This window comes from Streptomyces sp. NPDC090021, from assembly GCF_044748225.1.
GTDB lineage: Bacteria > Actinomycetota > Actinomycetes > Streptomycetales > Streptomycetaceae > Streptomyces.
The window spans coordinates 15,576-39,676 of the sequence record NZ_JBIVFO010000032.1 but is presented as its reverse complement, the minus strand read 5'-3'; the positions used below and the strand labels follow the sequence as shown (position 1 = coordinate 39,676).

The following is a 24,101-nucleotide window of genomic DNA, read 5'->3' as shown; positions in this document are numbered from 1 at the left end:
GCTGCGGTGGCTGAGCTCGGGTTTGTCCGTATGGGATTCGGAGCGGAATCCGTCGAGTACACCCTGGCCTGGGAAGAGCAGCGCAGGGTGCACGCGGCCCGCTTCGCGGACGAGATCGAGGACACCTGCCTGCTGGTGGAGCACCTGCCGGTCTACACGGCCGGCCGGCGCACCGACCCCGGCGAGCGCCCGCTGGACGGCACCCCCGTGGTGGACGTCGACCGCGGCGGCAAGATCACCTGGCACGGCCCGGGCCAGCTGGTCGGCTACCCGATCATGAAGCTGCCCCGCCCGGTGGACGTCGTGGCCCACGTCCGCCGCCTGGAGGAGGCCCTGATCCGCACCGCCGCGGAGTTCGGGCTGGAAACCACCCGGGTCGAAGGCCGCTCCGGCGTCTGGGTGCTCGGCGACCCGATGGAGGAGCGCCCGAAGATCGGCGGCCTTTCGCTGGAGCTGGACCCGCGCCTGCACGACGAGGAGTTCGACCCCCGGCTCAACGGCCCCGAGTACGCCCCCTCCAACGCCGGCCAGCGCCGGGAGGACCGCAAGCTCGCCGCCATCGGGATCAGGGTCGCCAAGGGCGTCACCATGCACGGCTTCGCGATCAACGTGAACCCGGACAGCACCTGGTTCGACCGGATCATCCCGTGCGGGATCCGGGACGCCGGTGTGACCTCGCTCTCGTACGAACTGGGCCGCGACGTCACCATCGCCGAGGTGCTCCCGGTCGTCGAGCGCCACCTGAAGGACGTACTGGAGCACGCCGAGTTGCGTCCCCGCGAGATCGAGACCGCATAGAGACCTCCCGGCTACGGGAATGAGTCCGGCCGCTCGCAGGTTGGTCGGCGTAAGAACGTACGAAATTACGGGCGTACCCTGGTGGGCGCCCGAACAATCGAAGTCACAGGGAGCCGGTCGTGTCCGCAGTCGCACCCGACGGTCGCAAGATGCTGCGTCTGGAGGTCCGGAATGCCCAGACCCCCATCGAGCGCAAGCCCGAGTGGATCAAGACGCGGGCGAAGATGGGTCCCGAGTACACCAAGATGCAGGCCCTGGTGAAGGGCGAAGGACTGCACACGGTGTGCCAGGAGGCCGGCTGCCCCAACATCTACGAATGCTGGGAGGACCGCGAGGCCACCTTCCTCATCGGCGGTGACCAGTGCACCCGGCGCTGCGACTTCTGCCAGATCGACACGGGCAAGCCCGAGGCGCTGGACCGCGACGAGCCGCGCCGCGTCGGCGAGTCCGTCGTCACGATGGACCTGAACTACGCCACCATCACCGGTGTCGCCCGCGACGACCTCGCCGACGGCGGTGCCTGGCTGTACGCGGAGACCGTGCGCCAGATCCACCAGCAGACGGCGGGCCGCGAGGCCGGCCACACCAAGGTCGAGCTGCTGGCCCCCGACTTCAACGCGGTGCCGGAGCTGCTGGAGGAGGTCTTCGCCTCCCGCCCCGAGGTCTTCGCGCACAACGTCGAGACGGTGCCCCGGATCTTCAAGCGGATCCGCCCCGGCTTCCGCTACGAGCGCTCGCTCGATGTGATCACCAAGGCGCGCGCGTACGGCCTGGTCACCAAGTCGAACCTGATCCTCGGCATGGGCGAGGAGCGCGAGGAGGTCTCGCAGGCCCTGAAGGACCTGCACGAGGCCGGCTGTGAGCTCATCACCATCACCCAGTACCTGCGGCCCTCGCCGCGGCACCACCCCGTCGAGCGCTGGGTGAAGCCGGCCGAGTTCGTGGAGCTGGCGAAGGAGGCCGAGGAGATCGGCTACTCGGGCGTGATGTCCGGCCCGCTCGTCCGTTCGTCGTACCGGGCGGGTCGTCTTTACCAGCAGGCGATGGAGAAGCGCAGCGGAGCCGTGGCGTAGGTCGCGGGTCCGCCCGGAGCGGGAGGGCGGGCACGCGGCCGCAGCGGTGGCGAGGCGGAGCTCGGCCGAGAGGGCGAGCGGCGCGCGGCCGTGTGACGTGCGGCGCGACTGTACGTGTGAAGTCGCGCACAAAGTGCTACCAACGAGTAATACCGCATCGGCGCGGCCCCTAGGCTCTTTCCCGAGGAGAGAACCCGGCGGGCCGCGTCGGCGTATGCAACGTGTCCATCACATTTGACCGCCCGGTCACGCCCTGGTAACACCAGTCAGTGACGCTTGGACCACGCACCGTAGACACCCGCCCGCCTCGCGCAGACGTGAGCATCGTGAAAGGGATCGACATCATGCAGGCCGCGCCCGTACGCGCCATCGCCATCCCGACGCTCTCCGACGCCTTCCGGGGCATCGAGTCCCTCCTCATGAGCGGGGCCCGCCGCAACGCCTGGACGGCGGTCCTGGAGGACCGCAAGAGGGCCAAGGACCGCGTCGAAACCGAACACGTACTTGAGGCCGCGGCTACCCGAACCCCGCAGGCCACGTAAACTCTGGGTATGGCGAGGAAGTCAAACGCAGAGACTGCTGCGAACCCCGGGCGACTGAAGCAGATCGCCCTGACGTACAAGATGACGCGCAAGGCCGACCCGAAGGTCGGTCTGATCGTCGCGGGCGTGGGAATCGTCACCTTCGGTGTCTTTCTTGCGATCGGCTTCCTGATCGACCACCCGGTCTACCTGGGCATCCTGGGCTTCCTGGTGGCGTTCCTCGCGATGGCGATCGTCTTCGGGCGACGGGCCGAGCGGGCTGCCTTCGGGCAGATGGAGGGGCAGCCGGGAGCGGCCGCGGCCGTACTGGACAACGTGGGACGGGGCTGGACGACCACCCCGGCCATCGCGATGACCCGGCAGCAGGACATCGTCCACCGCGCCGTGGGCAAGGCCGGTGTCGTGCTGATCGCCGAGGGCAACCCGAACCGCGTGAAGCCGCTGCTCGCGAACGAGAAGAAGAAGATGGCCCGGATCATGCCGGACGTGCCGGTCCACGACTTCATCGTGGGCACGGGCGAGGGCGAGGTGCCGCTCAAGAAGGTGCGCACCACCCTGCTCAAGCTGCCGCGCGTACTGACCGGACCCCAGATCACCCAGGTCAACGACAAGCTGCGGGCCATGGGCGACCTCATGAGCAACATGCCGCTGCCGAAGGGCCCCATGCCCAAGGGCATGAAGATGCCGCGCGGCGGAAAGATGCGCTGACGCGCCGACGCGCTCAGCCGATTTTCGTATACGGGACAGGGGCGCCCCCGAGCCGACCGGCTCGGGGGCGCCCCTGTCCCGGTCTCGGTGGACTCAGATGCGGACCTGGACGGCGCGCGCGAGGCGGTCGTGGAGACCGCGGCCGTCGCGGTCCCAGATCAGCGCCGGGATGACCAGGGCCAGCAGCAGCGTGCGCACGGCCACCCGGCCGAAGCCGAGCCGGCCGCCGTCCTCCGCGACCACCCGCAGGCCCAGGGCCCGCTTGCCGGGTGTGAAGCCCACGGTGCCGACCGTCAGGATCGCCAGGACCACGAAGAGCCCGAGGGTCCAGTTGCCCGCGGCGCCCAGGTCCCTGCCGGTGATCAGCCCGTACGCGATGAGCTGGCAGCCGATCCAGTCGATGGTCACGGCTCCGATCCGGCGCCCGAACCGCGCCACCGAGCCGGGCCCCTCCTGCGGCAGGCCGAGCCGCTGGCCCGGATGGCCGAAGTCGACGCCCATGTCCTCGGCGGCCGCCTTGGGGCCGGAGAGCCAGGATCCGATTGCCTGTCTGTTGTCCACCCGACCACGGTACCGGTGGCGCCTCACGGCACTCCGGCCGGACCCTGGTTAACTTGTGCGAAACAAATGGGTCACGCTTGGGAAATCCCGTCTGCTTATGGTCGGGTCAGCGTGCGGCACCGCACTGACGCACCACGAGCTATAAAGCCCGTCCCTCCCCCGGGGCCGGGAGTAGGAGGAGTTGGATGTTCCAGAACGCCGACGAAGTCAAGCAGTACATCGAGGAGAACGACGTCAAGTTCGTCGACGTCCGCTTCTGCGACCTGCCGGGTGTGATGCAGCACTTCACGATTCCGGCGCGGGCGTTCGACCCGGCGGAGGAGCTCGCCTTCGACGGATCCTCGATCCGCGGCTTCCAGGCGATCCACGAGTCCGACATGGCCCTGCGCGCCGACATCACCACCGCGCGCCTGGACCCGTTCCGTCGCGACAAGACGCTGAACATCAACTTCTTCATCCACGACCCGATCACGGGTGAGGCCTACAGCCGCGACCCGCGCAACATCGCGAAGAAGGCCGAGGCGTACCTCGCCTCCACCGGCATCGCCGACACCGCGTTCTTCGGTCCCGAGGCCGAGTTCTACATCTTCGACAGCGTGCGCTTCGCGACCACCGCGAACGAGGGCTTCTACCACATCGACTCCGAGGCCGGCGCCTGGAACACCGGCTCCGAGGAGAACAACCGCGGCTACAAGGTCCGCTACAAGGGCGGCTACTTCCCGGTCGCCCCGGTCGACCACTTCGCGGACCTGCGCGCCGAGATCTCCCTGGAGCTGGACGCCCAGGGCCTCCAGGTCGAGCGCCAGCACCACGAGGTCGGCACCGGCGGCCAGGCCGAGATCAACTACAAGTTCAACACGCTGCTGGCCGCGGCCGACGACCTGATGCTCTTCAAGTACGTCGTGAAGAACGTCGCCTGGAAGAACGGCAAGACCGCGACCTTCATGCCGAAGCCGATCTTCGGTGACAACGGCTCGGGCATGCACGTCCACCAGTCGCTGTGGGCCGGCGGCGAGCCGCTCTTCTACGACGAGGCCGGCTACGCGGGCCTGTCGGACACCGCCCGCTACTACATCGGCGGCATCCTCAAGCACGCCCCGTCGCTGCTCGCCTTCACCAACCCGACGGTGAACTCGTACCACCGCCTGGTGCCGGGCTTCGAGGCGCCGGTCAACATGGTGTACTCGCAGCGCAACCGCTCCGCCGCCATGCGCATCCCGATCACGGGCTCGAACCCGAAGGCCAAGCGCGTCGAGTTCCGCGCGCCGGACCCGTCCTCGAACCCGTACCTGGCCTTCTCGGCCCTGCTCCTCGCGGGCCTCGACGGCATCAAGAACAAGATCGAGCCGATGGAGCCGATCGACAAGGACCTCTACGAGCTCTCCCCGGACGAGCACGCGAACGTCCCGCAGGTCCCGACCAGCCTTGAGGACGTCCTCAAGGCCCTGGAGGAGGACCACGAGTACCTCCTGGCCGGCGGTGTCTTCACCCCCGACCTGATCGAGACCTGGATCGACTACAAGCGCACGCACGAGATCGCCCCGATCGCGCAGCGCCCGCACCCGCACGAGTTCGAGCTGTACTTCGACCTCTAGAAATGCCTGATGGGAGGCCCCCTGCCACGCTCCACGGAGCGCGGCGGGGGGCCTTTCCGCTTTGACAGGTCGGCCGGGCGGAGTGACGGTGGAGAGGACCGTAAAGGCCTGATAAGCGAGACATGTTCGGAGGTGCATGAGAATGCGCCGTAGGATCGTTGCGGCAACCATGGCAGGAGCCGCAGGAATCGCCATCGGTCTGCTGCCCGTCGCCAGTGCCTCGGCCTCGGTCGTCTCCGGCAGCGGCGGCGGGAACGGCGGCTACGACTGCCACCGGTACCCCTCGAACCGTTCCGACGCGCGGTGGGACCACTGCTGCAACCGCGACTGGCGCGACCGGCCCAGCTGGTGCTGGGACCACGCGGGCGTCGGCGGCGACCGCGGCTACTGGCGGGACGGCAACTGGAACGACTCCGACTGGCGCCACCACAACGGCAACAACTGGCGCGACGACGCGAACTGGAACGACTCCGGCCGCGGCGGCAACGGCCACTGGAACGACTGGGGCAACGGCCGCGGTGGCAACGGTGACTGGGGCGGCGGCCGCGGTGGCAACGGCGACTGGGGCAACGGCCGGGGCGGCAACGGTGACTGGGGTGGCGGTGGCGGCCACGGCGGTGACTGGGGTGGCGGCCGGGGCGGCAACGGTGACTGGGGCGGCGGCAATGGCGGCGGTGGCGGCCACGGCGGCGGCTGGGGCGGTGGCCGCTGAGGTCGATCCGACCGCGAAGGCTCGTGGGACCGGGATGATGCCCCTGCCGCGCAGGCTCAGCGCAGCAGGGGCATCGCCCCTGTGAGGTCCCGCAGACACAGGACCGCGAGCTCGGCGGGGGAGCCGGGCCCCGAGACCGGGGCGTCCGTCGTCGACCACAGTTCCAGCGCCACGCGGATCGCGTCCGTGGCGGCGGCCGCGAGCAGCCGCACCTCCCGTGCGTCGGCCTCCGCCCCCGCCAGCCTGCCGATCACCGGCGCCAGGCGCTCCTCGGACTCCTGGTTCACGCGGTACCAGACCGCGCGCAGCGCCGGGTCGTCCGCCGCCGCCTGCAGCAGGCCGCGGGTCACCTCCAGGCCCTCCTCGACCGCCTGGGGGCCGCTCAGCGACCGGGTGACGGCGCGTTCCAGCGCCTCCGCGAGGGGGGTGCCCGGGTCCTCCTCCGCCAGCAGTGCGCGCCAGGCGTCGCCGCCGCCCGCCAGCAGCGGGGCTACGGCCTCCTGCTTGTTGCGGAAGTAGCGGTAGAAGGTGCGCAGCGCCACGCCGGCCCGGTGGGCGATGTCCTCGGCGGTGGTGCCGTCGGGGCCGTGCTCGGCGAACAGCTCGCAGGCCGCGCGGGCGATGTCGAGCTGTGTGGCGGCCTTGCGGCGCTCGGTCAGCGACTGGGCTCCGGGGCCGGCCTGGGGGGCGTACGGACGAGGGGATCTCACGGGGGAAGCCTACCGCCCGCCCTCTCCCGCGAAGTCATTCTTTGTCGACCTGACAAAACGTGCCACCACTTCGGTACGCTCACGCCATGAACCGTTACGAAGGACGTCGCGTCCTCATCACCGGCGGCGGCTCCGGCATCGGCCGCGCCACCGTCCACCGCCTCCTCGCCGAGGGCGGCCGGGTCCACGCCGTGGACGTCAGCGAGCCCGGCCTGAAGGCCACCGCCGAACACGCCGCCGCCGCGGGCCACGGGGACCGGCTGACCACCGCGCTCCTCGACATATCCGACGAGAGCTCCGTCAAGGAGGGCGTGGCCGCCGCGACCCGCACCCTCGGCGGGATCGACGTCCTCGTCAACGCGGCGGGCATCCTGCGCTCCGCGCACACGCACCGGACCACGCTGGAGCTGTGGAACCAGGTCATCGCGGTCAACCTGACCGGCACCTTCCTGATGATCCGCGAATCCCTGCCGACCCTGCTCGCCGGGGACCGGCCGGTCGTCGTGAACTTCAGCTCCACCTCGGCGTCCTTCGCCCACCCCTACATGTCCGCCTACGCGGCCAGCAAGGGCGGCATCCAGTCCATGACCCACGCGCTCGCCGCCGAGTACAGCAAGCAGGGCCTGCGCTTCGTCAGCGTCGCGCCCGGCTCCATCGAGAGCGGCATGACCACCGGCAACGGCCCCGGCCTGCCCGAGGACACCGACTGGTCCCTCTTCACCAAGCTCGCCCCGGCCATCGGCCAGGGCTTCGCCGGCCCCGAGACCGTCGCGGGCGTCGTCGCCATGCTGGGCTCCGAGGACGGCGCCTTCATCACCGGCACCGAGATCCGCATCGACGGCGGCACGCACTGCTGAACCGGGGCGTCAGCCCCGGAAACGGTCCCAGAGCCGGGGGAAGCGCTCCGCGAGCACGGCTTCGTTCTCGAAGTCCAGCGGGGCGCCGACCGGCTCCGCCGCCTGCAGTGGGATCCCCAGGTCCGGGGCCACGGCCCCGGTCAGCTGCTCGTACGCCTCGTCGGCCGCGTACCCGAGCTCCTCGCCGTCCCCGTCGATCTCCTCGTCGAAGTCGCCCAGCAGCTCCGCCAGGTGGTCCGGGTCGTGCACGCCACCCTCGAAGACCTCCCGCCCCTGGCCGATCAGCCAGCAGCGGAAGTAGTCGAAGGCGTCGTCGCTCGCCCCGTCGAGCAGCACCCAGGCCGCGCCCCACAGGTCCCAGGTGTACGCCCGGTTGTACCGGGACTCGAAGTGGCGGGCGAAGTCCAGGACGGAGTCCGGATCGAGCTGCGCCAGCCGCTCCACGAGCAACTCGGCATGCTCCTCGGGGTCGCCGTCGGCGGCCTCACGGGTACGGTCGACGATCTCCCAGAACTCCGTCTCGTCCATCACGGCTCCAGCATCACGGCTGCGCCCCGGCGCCGCCACCGCTCGTACGGCGAAAGGCCGGTGCCCACCCCCTGAGGGGCGGACACCGGCCCTTCTCGTCCGGATTCACACGGCTCAGAGGCCGTAGCGCTCCCGGGCCTCCTTGACCGCGGAGGCCGGTACCTCGCCGCGCCGGGCAAGCTGGGCGAGCGCGGCCACCACGATCGACCGGGCGTCGACACCGAAGTGACGGCGGGCGCCCTCACGGGTGTCGGACAGGCCGAAGCCGTCGGTGCCCAGCGAGGTGTAGTCCTGCTCCACCCACTGGCTGATCTGGTCCGGGACCTGACGCATCCAGTCGGACACCGCGAGGACCGGGCCCGCCGCACCCTCCAGCGCGCGGGTGACGTACGGGGTGCGCACCTCGCCGCGCAGCAGCGCCTCGTCGCACTCCAGCGCGTCGCGGCGCAGCTCGCCCCAGGAGGTGGCGGACCAGACGTCGGCGGCCACGTTCCACTCGGCGGCGAGCAGCGCCTGCGCCTCAAGGATCCAGTGGATCGCGGTGCCCGAGGCCATCAGCTGGATCTTCGCGGCGTCGGCGGCGGGCGCGTTCTCCAGGTCGGAGGCCTGGTTGAAGCGGTAGAGGCCCTTGAGGATGCCCTCTTCCACGCCCTCCGGCATGGCCGGCTGCACCTTCGGCTCGTTGTAGACCGTCAGGTAGTAGAAGACGTCCTCCGGCGTCTCGCCGTACATGCGGCGCAGACCGTCCTTGACGATCACCGCGATCTCGTACGCGAAGGCCGGGTCGTAGTTGAGCGACGCCGGGTTCGTGGACGCGATCAGGTGCGAGTGGCCGTCCGCGTGCTGCAGGCCCTCACCGGTCAGCGTGGTGCGGCCGGCGGTGGCGCCGACGATGAAGCCCTTGCCGAGCTGGTCGGCGAGCTGCCACATCTGGTCGGCGGTGCGCTGCCAGCCGAACATCGAGTAGAAGATGTAGAAGGGGATCATCGGCTCGCCGTGCGTCGCGTACGACGTGCAGGCGGCGATGAAGTCGGCCATGGCGCCGGCCTCGGTGATCCCCTCGTTGAGGATCTGGCCGTCCTTGGCCTCCTTGTAGTACATCAGCTGGTCGCGGTCGACCGGCTCGTACGTCTGGCCCAGCGGCGAGTAGATGCCGGCCGACGGGAAGAGGGACTCCATACCGAAGGTACGGGCCTCGTCGGGGACGATCGGCACCCAGCGCTTGCCGGTCTCCTTGTCCCGCATCAGGTCCTTGACGAGACGGACGAAGGCCATGGTGGTGGCCATCTCCTGCTTGCCGGAGCCCTTGAGCAGCGGGGCGAAGGAGCGGTCGGCCGGGGCGGGCAGGGCCACGTGGTGGACCTTGCGGGCCGGGGCCGGGCCGCCGAGGGCCGCGCGGCGCTCGTTGAGGTACCGCACCTCGGGGCTGTTCGCGCCCGGGTGGCCGTAGGGGACCTGGCCGCCCTCGAAGGCGCTGTCCGGGATCGGGAGGTCGAGCTTGTCGCGCATGCTCTTGAACTCGTCGATCGTCAGCTTCTTCATCTGGTGGTTCGCGTTCTTCGACTCGAACCCGGCACCCAGCGTGTAGCCCTTGACGGTCTGCGCCAGGATGACCGTCGGCGCTCCCTTGTGCTCCAGCGCGGCCTTGTACGCGGCGTAGACCTTGCGGGGCTCGTGGCCGCCGCGCGAGGTGTGGAAGCACTCGGCGATCTTCGCGTCGGAGAGCAGGCCGGCGAGGGCGGTGAGCTCGGCGTTGGCGCCGAAGAAGTGCTGGCGGATGTAGGCCACGTCGCGGGTCGCGTACGTCTGGAACTGCGCGTCGGGTACCTCGCGCAGGCGGCGTACGAGGGCGCCGGTGGTGTCGAGCTGGAACAGCTCGTCCCAGGCGGAGCCCCACAGGGTCTTGATGACGTTCCAGCCGGCGCCGCGGAACTGCGCCTCCAGCTCCTGGACCACGCGGAAGTTGGCGCGGACCGGACCGTCGAGGCGCTGCAGGTTGCAGTTGATGACGAAGGTCAGGTTGTCGAGCCGCTCGCGGGAGGCCAGGGCCAGGGCGGCGGTCGACTCGGGCTCGTCCATCTCGCCGTCGCCGAGGAAGGCCCAGACGTGCGAGTTCGCGGTGTCCTTGATGCTGCGGTTCTGCAGGTAGCGGTTGAAGCGCGCCTGGTAGATCGCGGAGAGCGGGCCGAGGCCCATGGAGACCGTGGGGAACTCCCACAGCCACGGCAGGCGCCGCGGGTGCGGGTAGGACGGCAGGCCGTTGCCGCCGGACTCCTGGCGGAAGTTGTCGAGCTGCTGCTCGGAGATCCGGCCGTCGAGGAAGGCGCGGGCGTAGATGCCGGGGGAGGCGTGGCCCTGGATGTAGAGCTGGTCGCCCGATCCGTCGGCCTCCTTCCCGCGGAAGAAGTGCTGGAAGCCGGTCTCGTACAGCCACGCGGCGGAGGCGAAGGTGGCGATGTGGCCGCCGACGCCGTACTTGGAGCCGCGGGTCACCATGGCGGCCGCGTTCCAGCGGTTCCAGGCGGTGATCTTCGCTTCCATCGCCTCGTCACCCGGGAACTCGGGCTCCGCGGCGGTGGGGATGGTGTTGACGTAGTCCGTCTCCAGCAGCTTCGGCAGGGCCAGGCCGGCGGCCTCGGCGTGCTGGAGCGTGCGGCGGAGCAGGTATTCGGCGCGGCGCGTACCGGCGGCCTGTGCGACGGCGTCGAGGGAGGCCGCCCATTCGGCGGTCTCCTCGGTGTCGCGGTCCGGGAGCTGGTCGAGCTCGCTCGGAAGCTTTCCTACGGGGTCGGACATCGCTGTGCGCCGCCTTCCGGACAAAGGAGAGGTGGTGAAGAAAATCCCTGACGGGCAGGACAGGGTCGATGGACCTGGTTGAGGTCCGCGACGACTGTAAATCCCTGATCGATGATCGATCAAATAAAAGTGACGAAGAAATGTCGATCCGACAAAAGTCGGCACCGCGTGCCAGGGAAACGGGCACGCGGTGCCCGGTCAAAACGGGGCGAAACGGCGTCTCAGGCCCGGGGTGCGCACCCCAGGACATGCCGCTTCACCAGCACACCGATGTCCGGATCACGACTGCGGAAGGCCTCGACGAGCGCCTCGTGCTCCTCCGCGTAGGACTTCTGCACCGTGCCCAGCCAGCGGATGGACAGGGCCGTGAACACCTCGATGCCCAGGCTCTCCCAGGTGTGCAGCAGCACGCTGTTCCCGGCGGCCCGCACCATCTCCCGGTGGAACCCGACGGTGTGCCGCACCTGGGCGGTCCCGTCCTCGGCCCGGTCGGCCTCCCACAGCGCCGCCACGTGCGGTTCCAGCGCCGAGCAGTCCGCGGCCAGCCGCGGGGCCGCCAGCTCGGCCGCGATCTGCTCCAGACCGGCCCGGACCGGGTAGATCTCCTCCAGGTCCGCGGCGGAGAGGTTCCGCACGCGCACGCCCTTGTTCGGCGCGGACTCGATCAGCCGCAGCGTCTCCAGCTCGCGCAGCGCCTCCCGTACGGGGGTCTGGCTGACCTCCAGCTCCACGGCGATGCGCCGCTCCACGATCCGCTCACCGGGCTTCCAGCGCCCGCTGACGATCCCCTCCACGATGTGCTCGCGGATCTGCTCGCGCAGCGAGTGCACGACGGGTGGGGTGATCATCGGGGCTTCATCTCCTGGTGGGTGTGCAGGGGTCACGCGGGGCCTGATGCGTAGACAATACGGCGGCGCCCCCGCCCGGGAGTATCCCGGACGGGGGCGCCGACAGTGAGGCTGGTTACAAGCCGTTCGGCTCAGAGGCCGAGCTCGACCTCGAACTCGCCGGCTTCGAGGATCGCCTTGACCGCGGTGAGGTACCGGGCCGCGTCCGCGCCGTCCACCAGGCGGTGGTCGTAGGACAGGGTCAGGTACGTCATGTCGCGGATGCCGATGTTGGTGCCCTCGGCGGTCTCGATGACCACCGGGCGCTTCACCGTGGCACCGATGCCCAGGATGGCGACCTGGTTCGGGGGCACGATGACCGTGTCGAACAGCGCACCGCGCGAGCCGGTGTTGCTGATGGTGAAGGTCGCGCCCGACAGCTCGTCCGGCGTGATCTTGTTGCCGCGGACCTTGGCGGCCAGGTCGGCGGTCGCCTTGGAGATGCCCGCCAGGTTGAGGTCGCCCGCACCCTTGATGACCGGGGTCATCAGGCCCTTCTCGGAGTCCACGGCGATGCCGATGTTCTCCGAGTCGAAGTAGGTGATGGTGCCCTCGTCCTCGTTGATCCGGGCGTTGACGACCGCGTGGGCCTTCAGCGCCTGGGCGGCGGCCTTGACGAAGAACGGCATCGGGGACAGCTTGACGCCCTCGCGGGCGAGGAAGCCGGCCTTGGCCTTCTCGCGCAGCTTCATGATCTTGGTGATGTCCACCTCGACCACGGAGCTGAGCTGCGCCTGCGAGTGCAGGGCCTTCATCATGTTGTCGCCGATGACCTTGCGCATGCGGGTCATCTTGACCGTCTGACCGCGCAGCTCGGAGACCGCGGCGGCCGGAGCCTTCGCGGCGGCCGGGGCGGCGGCGGCCGGAGCCGGGGCGGCAGCGGCGGCCTTGGCGGCCTCGGCGGCGGCCAGGACGTCCTGCTTGCGGATACGGCCACCCACACCGGTGCCCGAGACCGCGGACAGGTCCACGCCGGACTCCGAGGCGAGCTTGCGCACCAGCGGGGTCACGTACGCGCCCTCGTCACCGGCGGACACCGGAGCGGCGGCCGGAGCGGCCGGGGCAGCGGCCGGAGCCGGGGTCACCGGAGCCGGAGCGGCGACGGGCGCGGCGGCCTGGACCGGAGCCGGAGCGGCGGCCGGGGCGGGCTGGACCGGAGCCGGAGCCGGAGCCGCGGCGGGAGCCGGAGCGGCGGCCGGAGCCGGAGCGGCCTCGACCGGAGCCGGGGCGGCGGCCGGAGCGGCAGCGGCCGGGGCGGCACCGGCGACGCCGATGACGGCCAGACGGGCGCCGACCTCGGCGGTCTCGTCCTCGCCGACCAGGATCTCCAGCAGGGTGCCGGAGACCGGTGCGGGGATCTCGGTGTCGACCTTGTCCGTGGAGACCTCCAGCAGCGGCTCGTCGGCCTCGACCGACTCGCCGACGGCCTTCAGCCAGCGGGTGACGGTGCCCTCGGTGACGGACTCGCCCAGGGCGGGCAGCACGACATCGGTGCCGGAGGCGGCAGGGGCTTCGGCGGCGGGCGCCTCGGCGACCGGAGCCGGGGCCGCGGGGGCCTCGGCGACGGGGGCCGGAGCGGCCGCGGGGGCCTCGGCGGCGGCCGGCTCGGCGGCCGGGGCCGCGGCCGGGGCGCCGGAGCCGTCGTCGATGACGGCCAGCTCGGCGCCGACCTCGACGGTCTCGTCCTCGGCGACCTTGATCGAGGCCAGGATGCCGGCGACGGGCGACGGGATCTCGGTGTCGACCTTGTCGGTCGAGACCTCGAGCAGCGGCTCGTCGGCCTCGACGCGCTCGCCCTCGGCCTTCAGCCAGCGGGTGACAGTTCCCTCGGTGACGCTCTCGCCGAGCGCCGGAAGGGTTACGGAAACCGACATGGTTTCTGTTGCTCCTTACGAAAGTGCGGAAGTGGTCGTCGCGCCCGGGACGAACTAGTCGTGCGAGTGAAGCGGCTTGCCGGCCAGGGCCAGGTGGGCCTCGCCGAGCGCCTCGTTCTGGGTCGGGTGCGCGTGGATGAGCTGCGCGACCTCGGCCGGCAGGGCCTCCCAGTTGTAGATCAGCTGGGCCTCGCCGACCTGCTCGCCCATCCGGTCACCGACCATGTGGACGCCGACCACGGCACCGTCCTTGACCTGGACGAGCTTGATCTCGCCCGCGGTCTTCAGGATCTTGCTCTTGCCGTTGCCCGCCAGGTTGTACTTCAGGGCCACGACCTTGTCCGCGCCGTAGATCTCCTTGGCCTTGGCCTCGGTGATGCCGACGGAAGCGACCTCGGGGTGGCAGTAGGTGACGCGCGGGACACCGTCGTAGTCGATCGGGACGGCCTTGAGACCGGCCAGACGCTCCGCGACCAGGATGCCCTCGGCGAAGCCGACGTGCGCGAGCTGGAGGGTCGGGACGAGGTCACCGACGGCCGAGATCGTCGGCACGTTGGTCTGCATGTACTCGTCGACCAGGACGTAGCCGCGGTCCATCGCGACGCCCTGCTCCTCGTAGCCCAGGCCCTGCGAGACCGGGCCGCGGCCGACGGCGACCAGCAGCACCTCGGCCTCGAAGGTCTTGCCGTCGGCCAGCGTCACGCGGACGCCGTTCTCCGTGTACTCGGCCTTGTCGAAGAAGGTGCCGAGGTTGAACTTGATGCCGCGCTTGCGGAAGGCGCGCTCCAGCAGCTTGGAGCTGTTCTCGTCCTCGACCGGCACGAGGTGCTTGAGGCCCTCGATGACGGTGATCTCGGAACCGAAGGACTTCCACGCCGAGGCGAACTCGACGCCGATGACGCCGCCGCCCAGGACGATCGCGGACTCGGGCACGCGGTCCAGGACCAGCGCGTGGTCCGAGGAGATGATGCGGTTGCCGTCGATGTCCAGGCCTGGCAGGGACTTCGGCACGGAGCCGGTCGCCAGCAGGATGTGGCGGCCCTGGATGCGCTGCCCGTTCACGTCGACGGAGGTCGGCGAGGAAAGGCGGCCCTCACCCTCGATGTACGTCACCTTGCGGGAGGCGACCAGGCCCTGCAGGCCCTTGTACAGGCCCGAGATGACCTCGTCCTTGTACTTCTGCACACCCGCGATGTCGATGCCCTCGAAGGTGGCCTTCACGCCGAACTGGGCCGCTTCGCGAGCCTGGTCCGCGATCTCACCCGCGTGCAGCAGAGCCTTCGTGGGGATGCAGCCGTTGTGCAGGCAGGTGCCGCCGAGCTTGTTCTTCTCGATCAGGGCAACGTCCAGACCCAGCTGGGATGCGCGCAGCGCCGCGGCGTAACCGCCACTGCCACCGCCGAGGATCACTAGGTCGAAAACGGTGCTGGCGTCGTTCGCCACGTCACGTCCTCCATGCATGTGCGCCGGGCACCGGTCCTCTGTGACCGGGCGGCGGCTGGTAATCGGCCGCTGTTTCTTCGGCCCTGTGGTGGGGGCCCTGTCCTGCCGAGAACCCATCTTCGCATTTGTCGGGGGAACGCGGGACGCCGGGCCCACGTTGTGAGAGGGCGTTCTCTCCGACGCGAGGGTTACCGCTGCGTAGGAACCTACGGATTTCGTTGTCGGCAGAACGCACCCCGGGACCCGACCGGGCCCCGGGGTGCGGTACGCGTCACACCGGGTGCGTCAGCCCAGGTCGCCCGTGGCCGTGCGCTCGGCCAGCCGCACCAGGGTGCGCACGGCCGAGCCGGTGCCGCCCTTGGGGGTGTAGCCGTGCGGCGCGCCCTCGTGGAAGGCCGGGCCGGCGATGTCGAGGTGGGCCCAGGTGATGCCCTCGCCGACGAACTCCTGCAGGAAGAGGCCGGCGATCAGGCCGCCACCCATGCGGACGCCCATGTTCGCGATGTCCGCGGTGGGGGAGTCCATGGTCTTGCGCAGCTCGGCGGGGAGCGGCATCGGCCAGGAGGACTCGCCGACCTCCTCCGCGATCTCGTGGATCGAGGTGCGGAAGGCGTCGTCGTTCGCCATGATCCCGAAGGTGCGGTCGCCGAGGGCCAGCACCATCGCGCCGGTCAGGGTGGCGACGTCGACGATCGCGTCCGGGTTGTCCTCGGAGGCCTTGGTCAGCGCGTCACCGAGGACCAGACGGCCCTCGGCGTCCGTGTTGAGGACCTCGACGGTCTTGCCGCTGTACATGCGCAGGACGTCACCGGGCTTGGTGGCGGAGCCGGACGGCATGTTCTCGGCGAGCGCGAGCCAGCCGGTCACGTTGACCCGCAGGCCCAGCTTCGCGGCCGCGACGACGGAGGCGAAGACGGCGGCGGCGCCGGCCATGTCGCACTTCATCGTCTCGTTGTGGCCGGCCGGCTTCAGGGAGATGCCGCCCGAGTCGTAGGTGATGCCCTTGCCGACGAAGGCCAGGGTCTTCTCCGCCTTGGGGTGCGTGTAGGAGAGCTTCACCAGGCGCGGCGGGTTCTCGGAGCCCTTGCCGACGCCCATGATGCCGCCGTAGCCGCCCTTGACCAGCGCCTTCTCGTCCAGGACCTGGACCTTGACGCCGTTCTCCTTCGCGGCCGCGGAGGCGACCGCGGCGAAGGCCTCGGGGGTCAGGTCGTTCGGCGGGGTGTTCACCAGGTCACGGGCGACGTTGACCTCGGCCGCGACGACCGTGGCGCGCTCGGCGGCGGCCTTGTGCTCCTTGTCGCGCGGCTTGGCGCCCAGCAGGGCCACCTCGGCGAGCGGCTGCTTCGGACCGGAGTCCTTCTCCTTGCCGGCCTTCTTCTCGCCGCCCTGGTAGGCGGTGAAGGCGTACGCGCCCAGCAGCGCGCCCTCGGCGACGGCGGTGACGGCGGAGGCGTCCTCCAGCGGGAGGGCGAAGCCGGCCTTCTTGCTGCCGTGCAGCGCGCGGGCGGCGGCGCCGGCGGCGCGGCGCAGCACCTCCTCGTCGAACGACTCGTCCTTCTCGGGGACGGAGCCGAGCCCCACCGCCAGCACGACCGGGACCTTGAGGCCCGCCGGGGCCGGCAGCTTGGTGACCTCGCCTTCGGCACCCGAGGCGCCGAGTGCGTCGAGGACACCGGCGAGCTTGCCGTCGAACGCCTTGTCCACGGCCTCGGCGCCCGCGGCGACGATCGCGCCCTTGGGGCCCTTGGCGACACCGACGACGAGGGCGTCGGCGCGCAGCGTCGCAGCGCCGGCAGTGCTGAGAGTCAGAGCAGTCACGGTGGTGAAGTCTCGCTTCCGTTTGTGTGTGTGGGCCGAGTGGGTGGACGGCCATCCGTAGCGATCGTATTCGGGGCCCGACGGCCGCCTGGAAGGAGCCTACGCGCACGGGCTCGCCCGTACGCCACTCGAAGGTTTGGCAGGTTGTTCGATCAAGCAGCCATCGGGTTCACCCATCCGTGGACTCTGCTCCAGGTTTGCCTCGTAGACCTGACGAGGTCCGAAAGACTCGGTCCACTCTCGCAAGGGGACGCGGGGTCCCTTTGCATGATTTCCACAGAGCCTCCCACGGCCCGGCACACCGCCCGGGGCCGCGTCGAGGGACGCCTGCGGGGGGAAAGGCCGAAATGGTCAACAAGAACCGGATGAACAGGCTGGCCGCCGTCATGGCCGCGGCCGCCCTGGTGTCCGTCGCCGTACCCGCCGCGACCGCCCAGGCGGCCGCGACACCACCGCGGATCGACCTCAAGGTGCTCGTCGTCGACGACGGCGGCAGCTCGGTCGAGGCCATCACCGCGGAGCTCCGGGACACCGGAGTGCCCTTCACCCGCGTCCAGCTGGGCAGCGCGAGCCGCCCGGTCATCAACGCGGCGTTCCTCAGCGACACGGTCGACGGCCGGCCGCGCGCCAAGTACCAGGGCGTGGTCCTGCCCAACGAGAACCCCTTCGGCGAGGGCTCCGCCGAGATGGCCGCCCTCGCCGCGTACGAGACGACGTACGGAATCCGCCAGGTCGACGCCTACACCTGGGCCCACCCGGGCGTCGGCCTGGAATACACCGACAACGGCGGATACAGCGGACAGCTCGACGGCACCCAGGCCGCCGTCACCACCGCCGGCCAGGCCGGCCCGTTCGCCTACCTCGGCGGACAGGTCACCTTCGAGGACAACTCCGCCCTCGTCCCCGAGAGCTACGGCTACATGGCCAAGCCGCGCCCCGGCTACACCAGCTTCGTCGACGCCCCCGTCGGCTCCGGACGGGCCTCGCTCGTCGGCGAGTACGTCCACGACGGACGCAGCGAGCTGGTCGTCACCTTCGGCTACAACCAGTACCAGCAGCAGTTCCGGCTGCTCGCCCGCGGCATCGTCGACTGGCTGACGCAAGGCGTGCACCTCGGCCAGAGCCGCAACTACTTCGCCGTCCACGTCGACGACGTCTTCGCCCCCGACGCCCGCTGGAACAAGGACCTGAACTGCACGCCCGGCGACTACGCCTGCCCGGGCGGCGAGGGCCAGGAGAGCACCATCCGGATGTCCGCCGCCGACGCCGTGTACGCGGCGCAGTGGCAGACCTCCAAGGACTTCAAGCTCGACATGCTCTTCAACGGCGGCGCCGGCGAGGAATGGAAGGCCGAGAACGGCGGCGTCGACGCGCTGACCGCCCAGCTCGTCGCCGACCGCGCCAAGTACCGGTGGATGAACCACACCTACACCCACCCGTTCCTCGGCTGCGTCCAGGACACCACGACCATCCCGTGGAGCTGCACGAAGAACGCCCAGGGCGCGGTCCAGTACATGAGCCGCGCCGAGATCTCCGCCCAGATCCGCGACAACAACAACTGGGCCGCCTCCAAGGGCATCACCCTCGACAGGTCCGAACTCGTCACCGGCGAGCACTCCGGCCTCAAGACCGCCCCGCAGCAGCCCGTGGACAACCCCAACCTGGCCGGCGCCCTCGCCGACAACGGGGTCAAGTGGGCCGGCAGCGACAACTCCCGCGAGCCCGCACAGCGGGCGATCGGCTCCACCCTCACCGTCCCCCGGCACCCGATGAACGTGTACTACAACACGGGCACCAACGCCGAGATGGCCGACGAGTACAACTGGATCTACACCAGCCGCGCCCACGGCGGAAGCGGGGTCTGCGAGGACAATCCGGCGACCTCCACCTGCCTGCCGGCCCCGCTGGACGTCAACACCGGCTACCTCGACCACATCGTCCCCGCCGAGGCCCGCACCGCCCTGCGGCACGTCCTGGCCAACGACCCGCGGCCGCACTACGTCCACCAGTCCAACCTCGCCGAGGACCGGACCCTCTACCCCGTGCTCAACCAGGTCCTCGACACCTACCGCGGCCTCTACGCGCCCAGCGCGCCGATCGTCAACCAGAGCATGAAGGACACCGGCGTCGAGCTCCAGCGCCGCGCCGCCTGGGACAAGGCGCTCGCGGACGGCAAGGTCACGGCCTACCGCATCGGCAGCGACGTCACCATCAAGGCGCCGTCCGGAGTCGTGGCTCCGGTCACCGCCCCCAACGGCACCAAGAAGCAGATGCTGCTCGGCTCCTCGGACTTCGGCACCGCCTACGCCGGCAACCGCTCCGCCTGGACCGGTCCCGAGCTGCTGCAGCGCGCCGTCAAGCTCAAGCTGCCCAGCTGACCCACCGGCGAGCGACCACCCGTAACACCTACTGCCGGCGCTCCGCGATCCCGACGGGCGCCGGCCCCTTTTCCGTCCTGGGGGGACACACCGCATGAGTCATGGGCGTCATGTCACCATGCTCACCGAAGGCACCTATCCACACGTTCACGGGGGCGTCAGCACCTGGTGCGACCAGCTGGTCCGCGGCATGCCGGAGGTCGACTTCAACGTCATAGCCCTGACCGGCTCCGGCCGCGAGCCGGTCACCTGGGAACTGCCCCGCAACGTCTACCGGCACACGGCCGTCCCGCTCTGGGGCCCACCGCCCGGACGTGGCCGCCGGTCGGCCCTGCGCGGCAGGGCCCACCGCCGCTTCACCCAGGTCTACGAGAGCTTCCTGCTCTCCCTGCTCCACCCGTCGGCCGACCCCGCCGACCGCACCTTCTCCGAGGCCCTGCGCGAACTGGCCGTCCTGGCCCGCGCCGGGAAACTCGCCCCGGCCCTGCGCTCCGAATCGGTTCTGCGCCTCCTGATGAACGTCTGGACCCGGCGCGGCCTCTCCACCGCCGAGGCCGAGCCCACCGTCCACGACGCCCTCACCGCGACCGACCTGCTGGAGCACGCCCTGCGCCCGCTCGCGGTGCGCATCCCGCCCGACAGCGTCGCCCACGCCGTCAGCAGCGGCCTCGCCACCCTGCCGGCCCTGGCCGCCAAACACCTCGACGGGGTGCCCTTCCTCCTCACCGAGCACGGCATCTACCTGCGCGAGCGCTACCTCGGCTACCGCACCGCCGAACAGCGCTGGCCCGTCAAGGCGCTCATGCTCGGCTTCTACCGCGAGCTCAACACCGAGGGCTACCGCCAGGCCGACCTGATCACCCCGTGCAACCAGTACAACCGCCGCTGGGAGGAACGCGGAGGCGCCGACTCGACACGGATCCGCACCGTCTACAACGGCGTGGACCCGCGCGCCTTCCCCGAGGCCGGCCCCGAACCGGATGTACCCACCCTCAGCTGGTGCGGCCGCATCGACCCGATCAAGGACCTCGAAACCCTGATCCGGGCCTACGCCTTCATGCGCCGGGAGATGCCCGCCCTGCGGCTGCGCCTCTTCGGCCCCGTCCCGGCCGGCTGCGAGAACTACAAGCTCCGCCTGGAGAAACTCGCCGCCGAACTCGGCGTGACCGACGGGATCACCTACGAGGGCCGCATCGAGAAGGTGGCCAGGGCCTACGCGGCCGGCAGCATCGTCATGCTCTCCTCCATCAGCGAGGGCTTCCCCTTCAGCATCATCGAAGCCATGTCCTGCGGCCGCACCACCGTCTCCACCGACGTCGGCGGGGTCCGCGAGGCCGTCGGGGACACCGGCCTGGTCGTCCCGCCCCGCGAACCCGAGACCATGGCCCGCGCCACCCTCGCCCTGCTCCGCGACGACGAACGCCGCGCCGAACTCGGCCGGATGTCCCGCCGACGGGTCGTGGAGAAGTTCACCCTCCACCAGTCCGTCGACGGCTTCCGGCACATCTACCGGGAACTCGCCGGCCAGCCCGTCCTGCCCGTCCACGCGGGCGACGCCTGGACCCAGCGGCTCGCCGACCCCTGGTACCGCGAACTCGCGGCGATGGGACGCCCCCAGGCGGAGTCCGGGGAAGGCAGGGTCTGGTGAGCGGATCCCTCTGGCTCAAACCCCCCGGTCCCGGCTCCGGCCCGGGCCCGGACTCCGCAACACTCCCGGCGATCCCCCGGCAGCGCGCCGGGGACCCCGGACCCGCCGCCGACCCGATGGAGGAACTCGCCGAGCGCCTCGACGCGTTCATCGCCTCCGCCGTCCACCCCGACGAGATCGCCGCCGTCCTCGAATCCGACGGCATGACGGACGAGTACATCCGGCTCACCTACGGCCGCCACGACTCCTTCGCCCTCGCCGAGGAGCTCTACGCCCGCGTGCCCCGCTCCTTCCCGGATCCGGGGCCCGCCTCCGACCCCTGGAAGGTCTCCCTCACCGCCTGCCTGCTGCGCGGGGTCGTCTTCGCCCTGCCCGGCCTGGCCTACCTCCTGGGCGCGCCCCTCCTCGAAGGCCCCCGGGACCGACTCGGCCTGCCGGCCGGGACCCTGACCCTGCTCGCCGGCGCGCTCGTCGGCTGGGTCTGGGACCAGACGCTGTCCCACCGCGCCTACTCCTGGCTCGGCCTCGGCGACCGGGCCGCCGCCGGGCGGACCCTCCTCGTCGGCGCCCCCGTCGGAGCCCTGCTGGGCACCGCGGCGGCGCTGTCCGTGCCCGGCGGGCCGCCGTTCTCCTACGCCTTCGCCGCCGGACAGGCCTGCTACGTCGGAGCCGCCACCGTCCTGCTGGTCCTCGGCCGGGAACGGGTCCTCCTCGCCGCCCTCGCCCCGATGGCCGCCGGGGCCGTGACCGTGCTCCTCGTCGACCTGCCCGTACCGGTAAGGGTGACCCTGCTCGTGGTGTCCCTGCTGGCCGCCTGCGCCCTGGCCGTACGGGAACTCCCGCTGGCCGACGGGCTCCGGACGGCCGCGCACCGGATCCGGGACCGGTCGGCCCGCCGCCCCGCGCGGGTCGGTCCCGTGCGCTGGCAGATGCTGCGCGGAGCCGAGGAGGAGTACACACCCCGTGGGCCCCGGCTCGGGGACTCGGTGCCCTTCGGTGTCTTCGGCCTCGGAACCGGCCTGCTCGTGCTCTACGCCGCCCTGGGCGAGGTCCTCGCCGGAGGCCCCGCCGAGGCCGTCGCGGCACCCTCCGCGGTGGCCCTCACCCTCAGCATGGGCCCCGCCGAATGGCTCCTGCACTGCTTCCGCAGCGGCAGCCTCTCCGGCCTCCGGGGGGCCCGCTCGCCCCGGCAGTTCCGGCACCGGATGTTCGCCACCCTCTCCCGCTGCCTCGGCATCTACCTGGCGGTGCTCCTGGTCCTCGGCACGACCGGAACCCTGCTGTGGCCCGGCGCCCCGGGCCTCACCGGAGTCCGCGTCGCCACCCTGCTGCTGCTCGGGGCGGTGATGTGGAGCGGGCTGCTCCTGCAGTCCTTCGGCGCCGTCCGGCCCGCCGCCGTGGTCTGCGCCTCGGCCGCCGTCGCCCAGAGCCTGGCCCTGCTGACCGGGCTGGGGCAGCCCCGGGTCGTCCAGCTGGTCGTGGCGGGCACGGCCGCCGCCGCCCTGGCCGTCCTGGTCTGCCTGCTCCTCGGCCGCGCGACCGCCCACCGATGACGCACGCGACGCACGAGACGCACGCGACGCACGACACGGACGAGAAGAAGGACCCCATGCTGCTGGTGCCCCTCTACGAGCATCCCGCCGACCGGCCCGAGGTCTGGGAGCGCCTCATCCACTCCGCGGACCGGCTGCACTCGGTGGTGCTCAACCCCGACAGCGGGCCAGGAGCCGCCCGCGACGAGCGGTTCGCCCTCGTCGCGGAGCGGCTCCGGGAGGCAGGCGTGCCCGTACTCGGATACGTCGACACCGACTACGGACGGCGCCCGCACGCCGCGGTGGTGCAGGACCTGCTGCGCCACCGCGACTGGTACGCCAGCGACGGGGCCTTCCTCGACCAGGCCTCCGCCGATCCCGGACTCCTCCCGCACTACGGGCGGCTCACGGTCGCCGCCCGGGCCGCGGGCGCCCACACCCTCGTCCTCAACCACGGTGCCCACCCGCATCCCGGCTACGTCGAACTGGCCGACCTCCTCGTCACCTTCGAAGGCCCCTGGGACGCCTACCGGGACGCGGCGGAGCCACCGCCCTGGACGACCGACCACCCCGCCCAGCGGTTCTGCCACCTCGTCTACGGGGTCCCGCCCGGCGAACCCGCCGCCCGGCTCGCCGGGGAACTGGCCGCCCAGCGGGGTGCGGGCGTGCACTGCGCCGTCCCAGGGAACGGCCCCCACCCGTGGGGGACCCTCCCGTACGCACTGGAGGCGGCGGAATGAGGGCCCCGCGGCCGCTGCGGCTCCTGCTGGTCGTGCCCCTCCTGCTGCTCGCCGCCTGTACGTCCGGACCGGACGGCGAGGGCGACGACGCACCGTACCGCTGGCCGGAACTCGCCCCCGGGCAACGCTGGCAGCCCCCGCCCGGCACCGGCTGGCAGTGGCAGCTCACCGGAAGGCTCGACACCTCGGTGAAGGCACCGGTCTACGACATCGACGGTTTCACCACCACCAAGGCGCAGGTCGCCGAGTTGAAGAAGGCCGGCCGCAAGACCATCTGCTACCTCTCCACGGGGGCGTGGGAGGACTTCCGCCCGGACGCAGAAGCGTTCCCGCGGGACCTCCTGGGCAAGGGCAACGGCTGGGAGGGGGAGCGCTGGCTGGACATTCGGCGCGTGGCGGAGCTGGAACCGCTGATGGCCAAGCGGTTCGACATGTGCCGGGACAAGGGCTTCGACGCGGTCGAACCGGACAACATGGACGGCTACCAGAACGCCTCGGGCTTCCCGCTCACCGCCGACGACCAACTGCGCTACAACCGGCTGATCGCCAAGCTCGCCCACGACCGGGGGATGGCCGTCGGCCTGAAGAACGACCTCGACCAGATCCCGCAGCTCGTCGGGGACTTCGACTTCGCGGTGAACGAGCAGTGCGCGCAGTACGACGAGTGCGAGCGGCTGACCCCCTTCGTCGAAGCCGGCAAGGCCGTCTTCCACGCGGAATACGAGCTGTCCACGTCCCGCTTCTGCACACGGTCGAAGACGCTGAAGCTCAGCTCGATCCAGAAGCGGTACGACCTCGACGCCTGGCGCAAAACCTGCCCGTAGGCCGGTGCCCGGCGGAGCCGGGGTCCCTGGGGCGCCGCCCCGGACCCCGCGCCTCGAACGCCGGCGAGGCCGAA

20 protein-coding genes are annotated in these 24,101 nt (G+C 71.0%); 12 read left to right on the top strand and 8 right to left on the bottom strand.

Translation table 11 applies throughout. The features are described 5' to 3' along the window. The first annotated feature begins 6 nt into the window (after positions 1-6). The 4 genes from lipB to ACIPXC_RS24485 all read left to right on the top strand — a co-directional run bounded on the left by lipB (position 7) and on the right by ACIPXC_RS24485 (position 3,121). Entirely contained in the window at positions 7-798 is a 792-nt protein-coding gene (lipB, locus tag ACIPXC_RS24500) for a lipoyl(octanoyl) transferase LipB (protein ID WP_401622009.1), read from the top strand. Positions 799-917: 119 nt separating this feature from the next. Continuing rightward, positions 918-1,871: a lipoyl synthase gene (gene lipA, locus ACIPXC_RS24495; protein ID WP_356812181.1), complete on the top strand. Its 954-nt coding sequence runs from the start codon at positions 918-920 to the stop codon at positions 1,869-1,871. Between the two features lie 344 nt (positions 1,872-2,215). Next, positions 2,216-2,413, top strand: a complete 198-nt coding sequence (locus ACIPXC_RS24490) for a hypothetical protein (RefSeq protein WP_030010916.1) — start codon at positions 2,216-2,218, stop codon at positions 2,411-2,413. Positions 2,414-2,422: 9 nt separating this feature from the next. Further along, complete coding sequence (locus ACIPXC_RS24485) at positions 2,423-3,121, top strand: DUF4191 domain-containing protein (protein WP_030961648.1); 699 nt, start codon at positions 2,423-2,425, stop codon at positions 3,119-3,121. A 93-nt stretch (positions 3,122-3,214) separates the two neighbouring features. On the opposite strand, the gene ACIPXC_RS24480 is transcribed toward ACIPXC_RS24485, so the two are convergent. Beyond that, on the bottom strand, positions 3,215-3,682 hold the full coding sequence (locus ACIPXC_RS24480; RefSeq protein WP_401622006.1) for an RDD family protein: 468 nt from the start codon (positions 3,680-3,682) through the stop codon (positions 3,215-3,217). A gap of 185 nt (positions 3,683-3,867) precedes the next feature. On the opposite strand from ACIPXC_RS24480, the gene glnA reads away from it, so the two are divergent. Further along, positions 3,868-5,277 (top strand): type I glutamate--ammonia ligase, encoded by a 1,410-nt coding sequence (gene glnA, locus ACIPXC_RS24475; protein ID WP_401622003.1) that lies wholly within the window; start codon positions 3,868-3,870, stop codon positions 5,275-5,277. Between the two features lie 169 nt (positions 5,278-5,446). Continuing rightward, complete coding sequence (locus ACIPXC_RS24470) at positions 5,447-5,989, top strand: hypothetical protein (RefSeq protein ID WP_401622000.1); 543 nt, start codon at positions 5,447-5,449, stop codon at positions 5,987-5,989. Positions 5,990-6,045: 56 nt separating this feature from the next. Here the strand turns inward: ACIPXC_RS24470 and ACIPXC_RS24465 are convergent, their stop codons facing one another. Beyond that, positions 6,046-6,699 carry a TetR/AcrR family transcriptional regulator gene (locus ACIPXC_RS24465; RefSeq protein WP_401621997.1) on the bottom strand — a complete coding sequence of 218 codons (654 nt, stop codon included), beginning with the start codon at positions 6,697-6,699 and terminating at the stop codon, positions 6,046-6,048. 86 nt (positions 6,700-6,785) lie between these two features. On the opposite strand from ACIPXC_RS24465, the gene ACIPXC_RS24460 reads away from it, so the two are divergent. Continuing rightward, positions 6,786-7,556, top strand: coding sequence for an SDR family NAD(P)-dependent oxidoreductase (locus ACIPXC_RS24460; RefSeq protein WP_401621994.1), 771 nt, complete (start codon positions 6,786-6,788; stop codon positions 7,554-7,556). Positions 7,557-7,565: 9 nt separating this feature from the next. Here ACIPXC_RS24460 and ACIPXC_RS24455 read toward each other — a convergent pair whose 3' ends face one another. The 6 genes from ACIPXC_RS24455 to ACIPXC_RS24430 all read right to left on the bottom strand — a co-directional run bounded on the left by ACIPXC_RS24455 (position 7,566) and on the right by ACIPXC_RS24430 (position 16,905). Continuing rightward, positions 7,566-8,084, bottom strand: coding sequence for a DUF4240 domain-containing protein (locus tag ACIPXC_RS24455; protein WP_401621991.1), 519 nt, complete (start codon positions 8,082-8,084; stop codon positions 7,566-7,568). 114 nt (positions 8,085-8,198) lie between these two features. Beyond that, complete coding sequence (aceE, locus tag ACIPXC_RS24450; protein WP_401621988.1) at positions 8,199-10,880, bottom strand: pyruvate dehydrogenase (acetyl-transferring), homodimeric type; 2,682 nt, start codon at positions 10,878-10,880, stop codon at positions 8,199-8,201. A 221-nt stretch (positions 10,881-11,101) separates the two neighbouring features. Further along, positions 11,102-11,725, bottom strand: a complete 624-nt coding sequence (locus tag ACIPXC_RS24445) for a GntR family transcriptional regulator (protein WP_364851455.1) — start codon at positions 11,723-11,725, stop codon at positions 11,102-11,104. 134 nt (positions 11,726-11,859) lie between these two features. Next, complete coding sequence (gene sucB / locus ACIPXC_RS24440) at positions 11,860-13,641, bottom strand: 2-oxoglutarate dehydrogenase, E2 component, dihydrolipoamide succinyltransferase (RefSeq protein ID WP_401621986.1); 1,782 nt, start codon at positions 13,639-13,641, stop codon at positions 11,860-11,862. Between the two features lie 54 nt (positions 13,642-13,695). Then, a complete protein-coding gene (lpdA, locus tag ACIPXC_RS24435) occupies positions 13,696-15,084 on the bottom strand; it encodes a dihydrolipoyl dehydrogenase (protein ID WP_401621983.1) in 1,389 nt (462 codons plus the stop codon). A gap of 285 nt (positions 15,085-15,369) precedes the next feature. Beyond that, positions 15,370-16,905: a leucyl aminopeptidase gene (locus ACIPXC_RS24430; protein ID WP_401621981.1), complete on the bottom strand. Its 1,536-nt coding sequence runs from the start codon at positions 16,903-16,905 to the stop codon at positions 15,370-15,372. Between the two features lie 347 nt (positions 16,906-17,252). On the opposite strand from ACIPXC_RS24430, the gene ACIPXC_RS24425 reads away from it, so the two are divergent. The 5 genes from ACIPXC_RS24425 to ACIPXC_RS24405 all read left to right on the top strand — a co-directional run bounded on the left by ACIPXC_RS24425 (position 17,253) and on the right by ACIPXC_RS24405 (position 24,027). After that, on the top strand, positions 17,253-19,283 hold the full coding sequence (locus ACIPXC_RS24425; RefSeq protein WP_401621978.1) for a hypothetical protein: 2,031 nt from the start codon (positions 17,253-17,255) through the stop codon (positions 19,281-19,283). A 94-nt stretch (positions 19,284-19,377) separates the two neighbouring features. Continuing rightward, complete coding sequence (gene pelF, locus ACIPXC_RS24420; RefSeq protein WP_401621975.1) at positions 19,378-20,931, top strand: GT4 family glycosyltransferase PelF; 1,554 nt, start codon at positions 19,378-19,380, stop codon at positions 20,929-20,931. Then, complete coding sequence (locus ACIPXC_RS24415; protein ID WP_401621972.1) at positions 20,928-22,484, top strand: hypothetical protein; 1,557 nt, start codon at positions 20,928-20,930, stop codon at positions 22,482-22,484. The genes pelF and ACIPXC_RS24415 overlap by 4 nt, the downstream gene beginning before the upstream one ends. A 56-nt stretch (positions 22,485-22,540) precedes the next feature. After that, a complete protein-coding gene (locus ACIPXC_RS24410; protein ID WP_401622153.1) occupies positions 22,541-23,203 on the top strand; it encodes a spherulation-specific family 4 protein in 663 nt (220 codons plus the stop codon). Then, entirely contained in the window at positions 23,200-24,027 is an 828-nt protein-coding gene (locus tag ACIPXC_RS24405; RefSeq protein WP_401621969.1) for an endo alpha-1,4 polygalactosaminidase, read from the top strand. The genes ACIPXC_RS24410 and ACIPXC_RS24405 overlap by 4 nt, the downstream gene beginning before the upstream one ends. Positions 24,028-24,101: the final 74 nt, after the last annotated feature.

Excerpts from the sequence above, each read along its gene's own strand:
- ACIPXC_RS24490 (WP_030010916.1), top strand. The coding sequence starts at position 2,216 with ATGCAGGCCGCGCCCGTACGCGCCATCGCCATCCCGACGCTCTCCGAC.
- ACIPXC_RS24485 (WP_030961648.1), top strand. The coding sequence starts at position 2,423 with ATGGCGAGGAAGTCAAACGCAGAGACTGCTGCGAACCCCGGGCGACTG.
- glnA (WP_401622003.1), top strand. The coding sequence starts at position 3,868 with ATGTTCCAGAACGCCGACGAAGTCAAGCAGTACATCGAGGAGAACGAC.
- ACIPXC_RS24470 (WP_401622000.1), top strand. The coding sequence starts at position 5,447 with ATGGCAGGAGCCGCAGGAATCGCCATCGGTCTGCTGCCCGTCGCCAGT.
- ACIPXC_RS24460 (WP_401621994.1), top strand. The coding sequence starts at position 6,786 with ATGAACCGTTACGAAGGACGTCGCGTCCTCATCACCGGCGGCGGCTCC.
- ACIPXC_RS24455 (WP_401621991.1), bottom strand. The coding sequence starts at position 8,084 with ATGGACGAGACGGAGTTCTGGGAGATCGTCGACCGTACCCGTGAGGCC.
- aceE (WP_401621988.1), bottom strand. The coding sequence starts at position 10,880 with ATGTCCGACCCCGTAGGAAAGCTTCCGAGCGAGCTCGACCAGCTCCCG.
- sucB (WP_401621986.1), bottom strand. The coding sequence starts at position 13,641 with ATGTCGGTTTCCGTAACCCTTCCGGCGCTCGGCGAGAGCGTCACCGAG.
- ACIPXC_RS24425 (WP_401621978.1), top strand. The coding sequence starts at position 17,253 with ATGGTCAACAAGAACCGGATGAACAGGCTGGCCGCCGTCATGGCCGCG.
- pelF (WP_401621975.1), top strand. The coding sequence starts at position 19,378 with ATGAGTCATGGGCGTCATGTCACCATGCTCACCGAAGGCACCTATCCA.
- ACIPXC_RS24410 (WP_401622153.1), top strand. The coding sequence starts at position 22,541 with ATGCTGCTGGTGCCCCTCTACGAGCATCCCGCCGACCGGCCCGAGGTC.
- ACIPXC_RS24405 (WP_401621969.1), top strand. The coding sequence starts at position 23,200 with ATGAGGGCCCCGCGGCCGCTGCGGCTCCTGCTGGTCGTGCCCCTCCTG.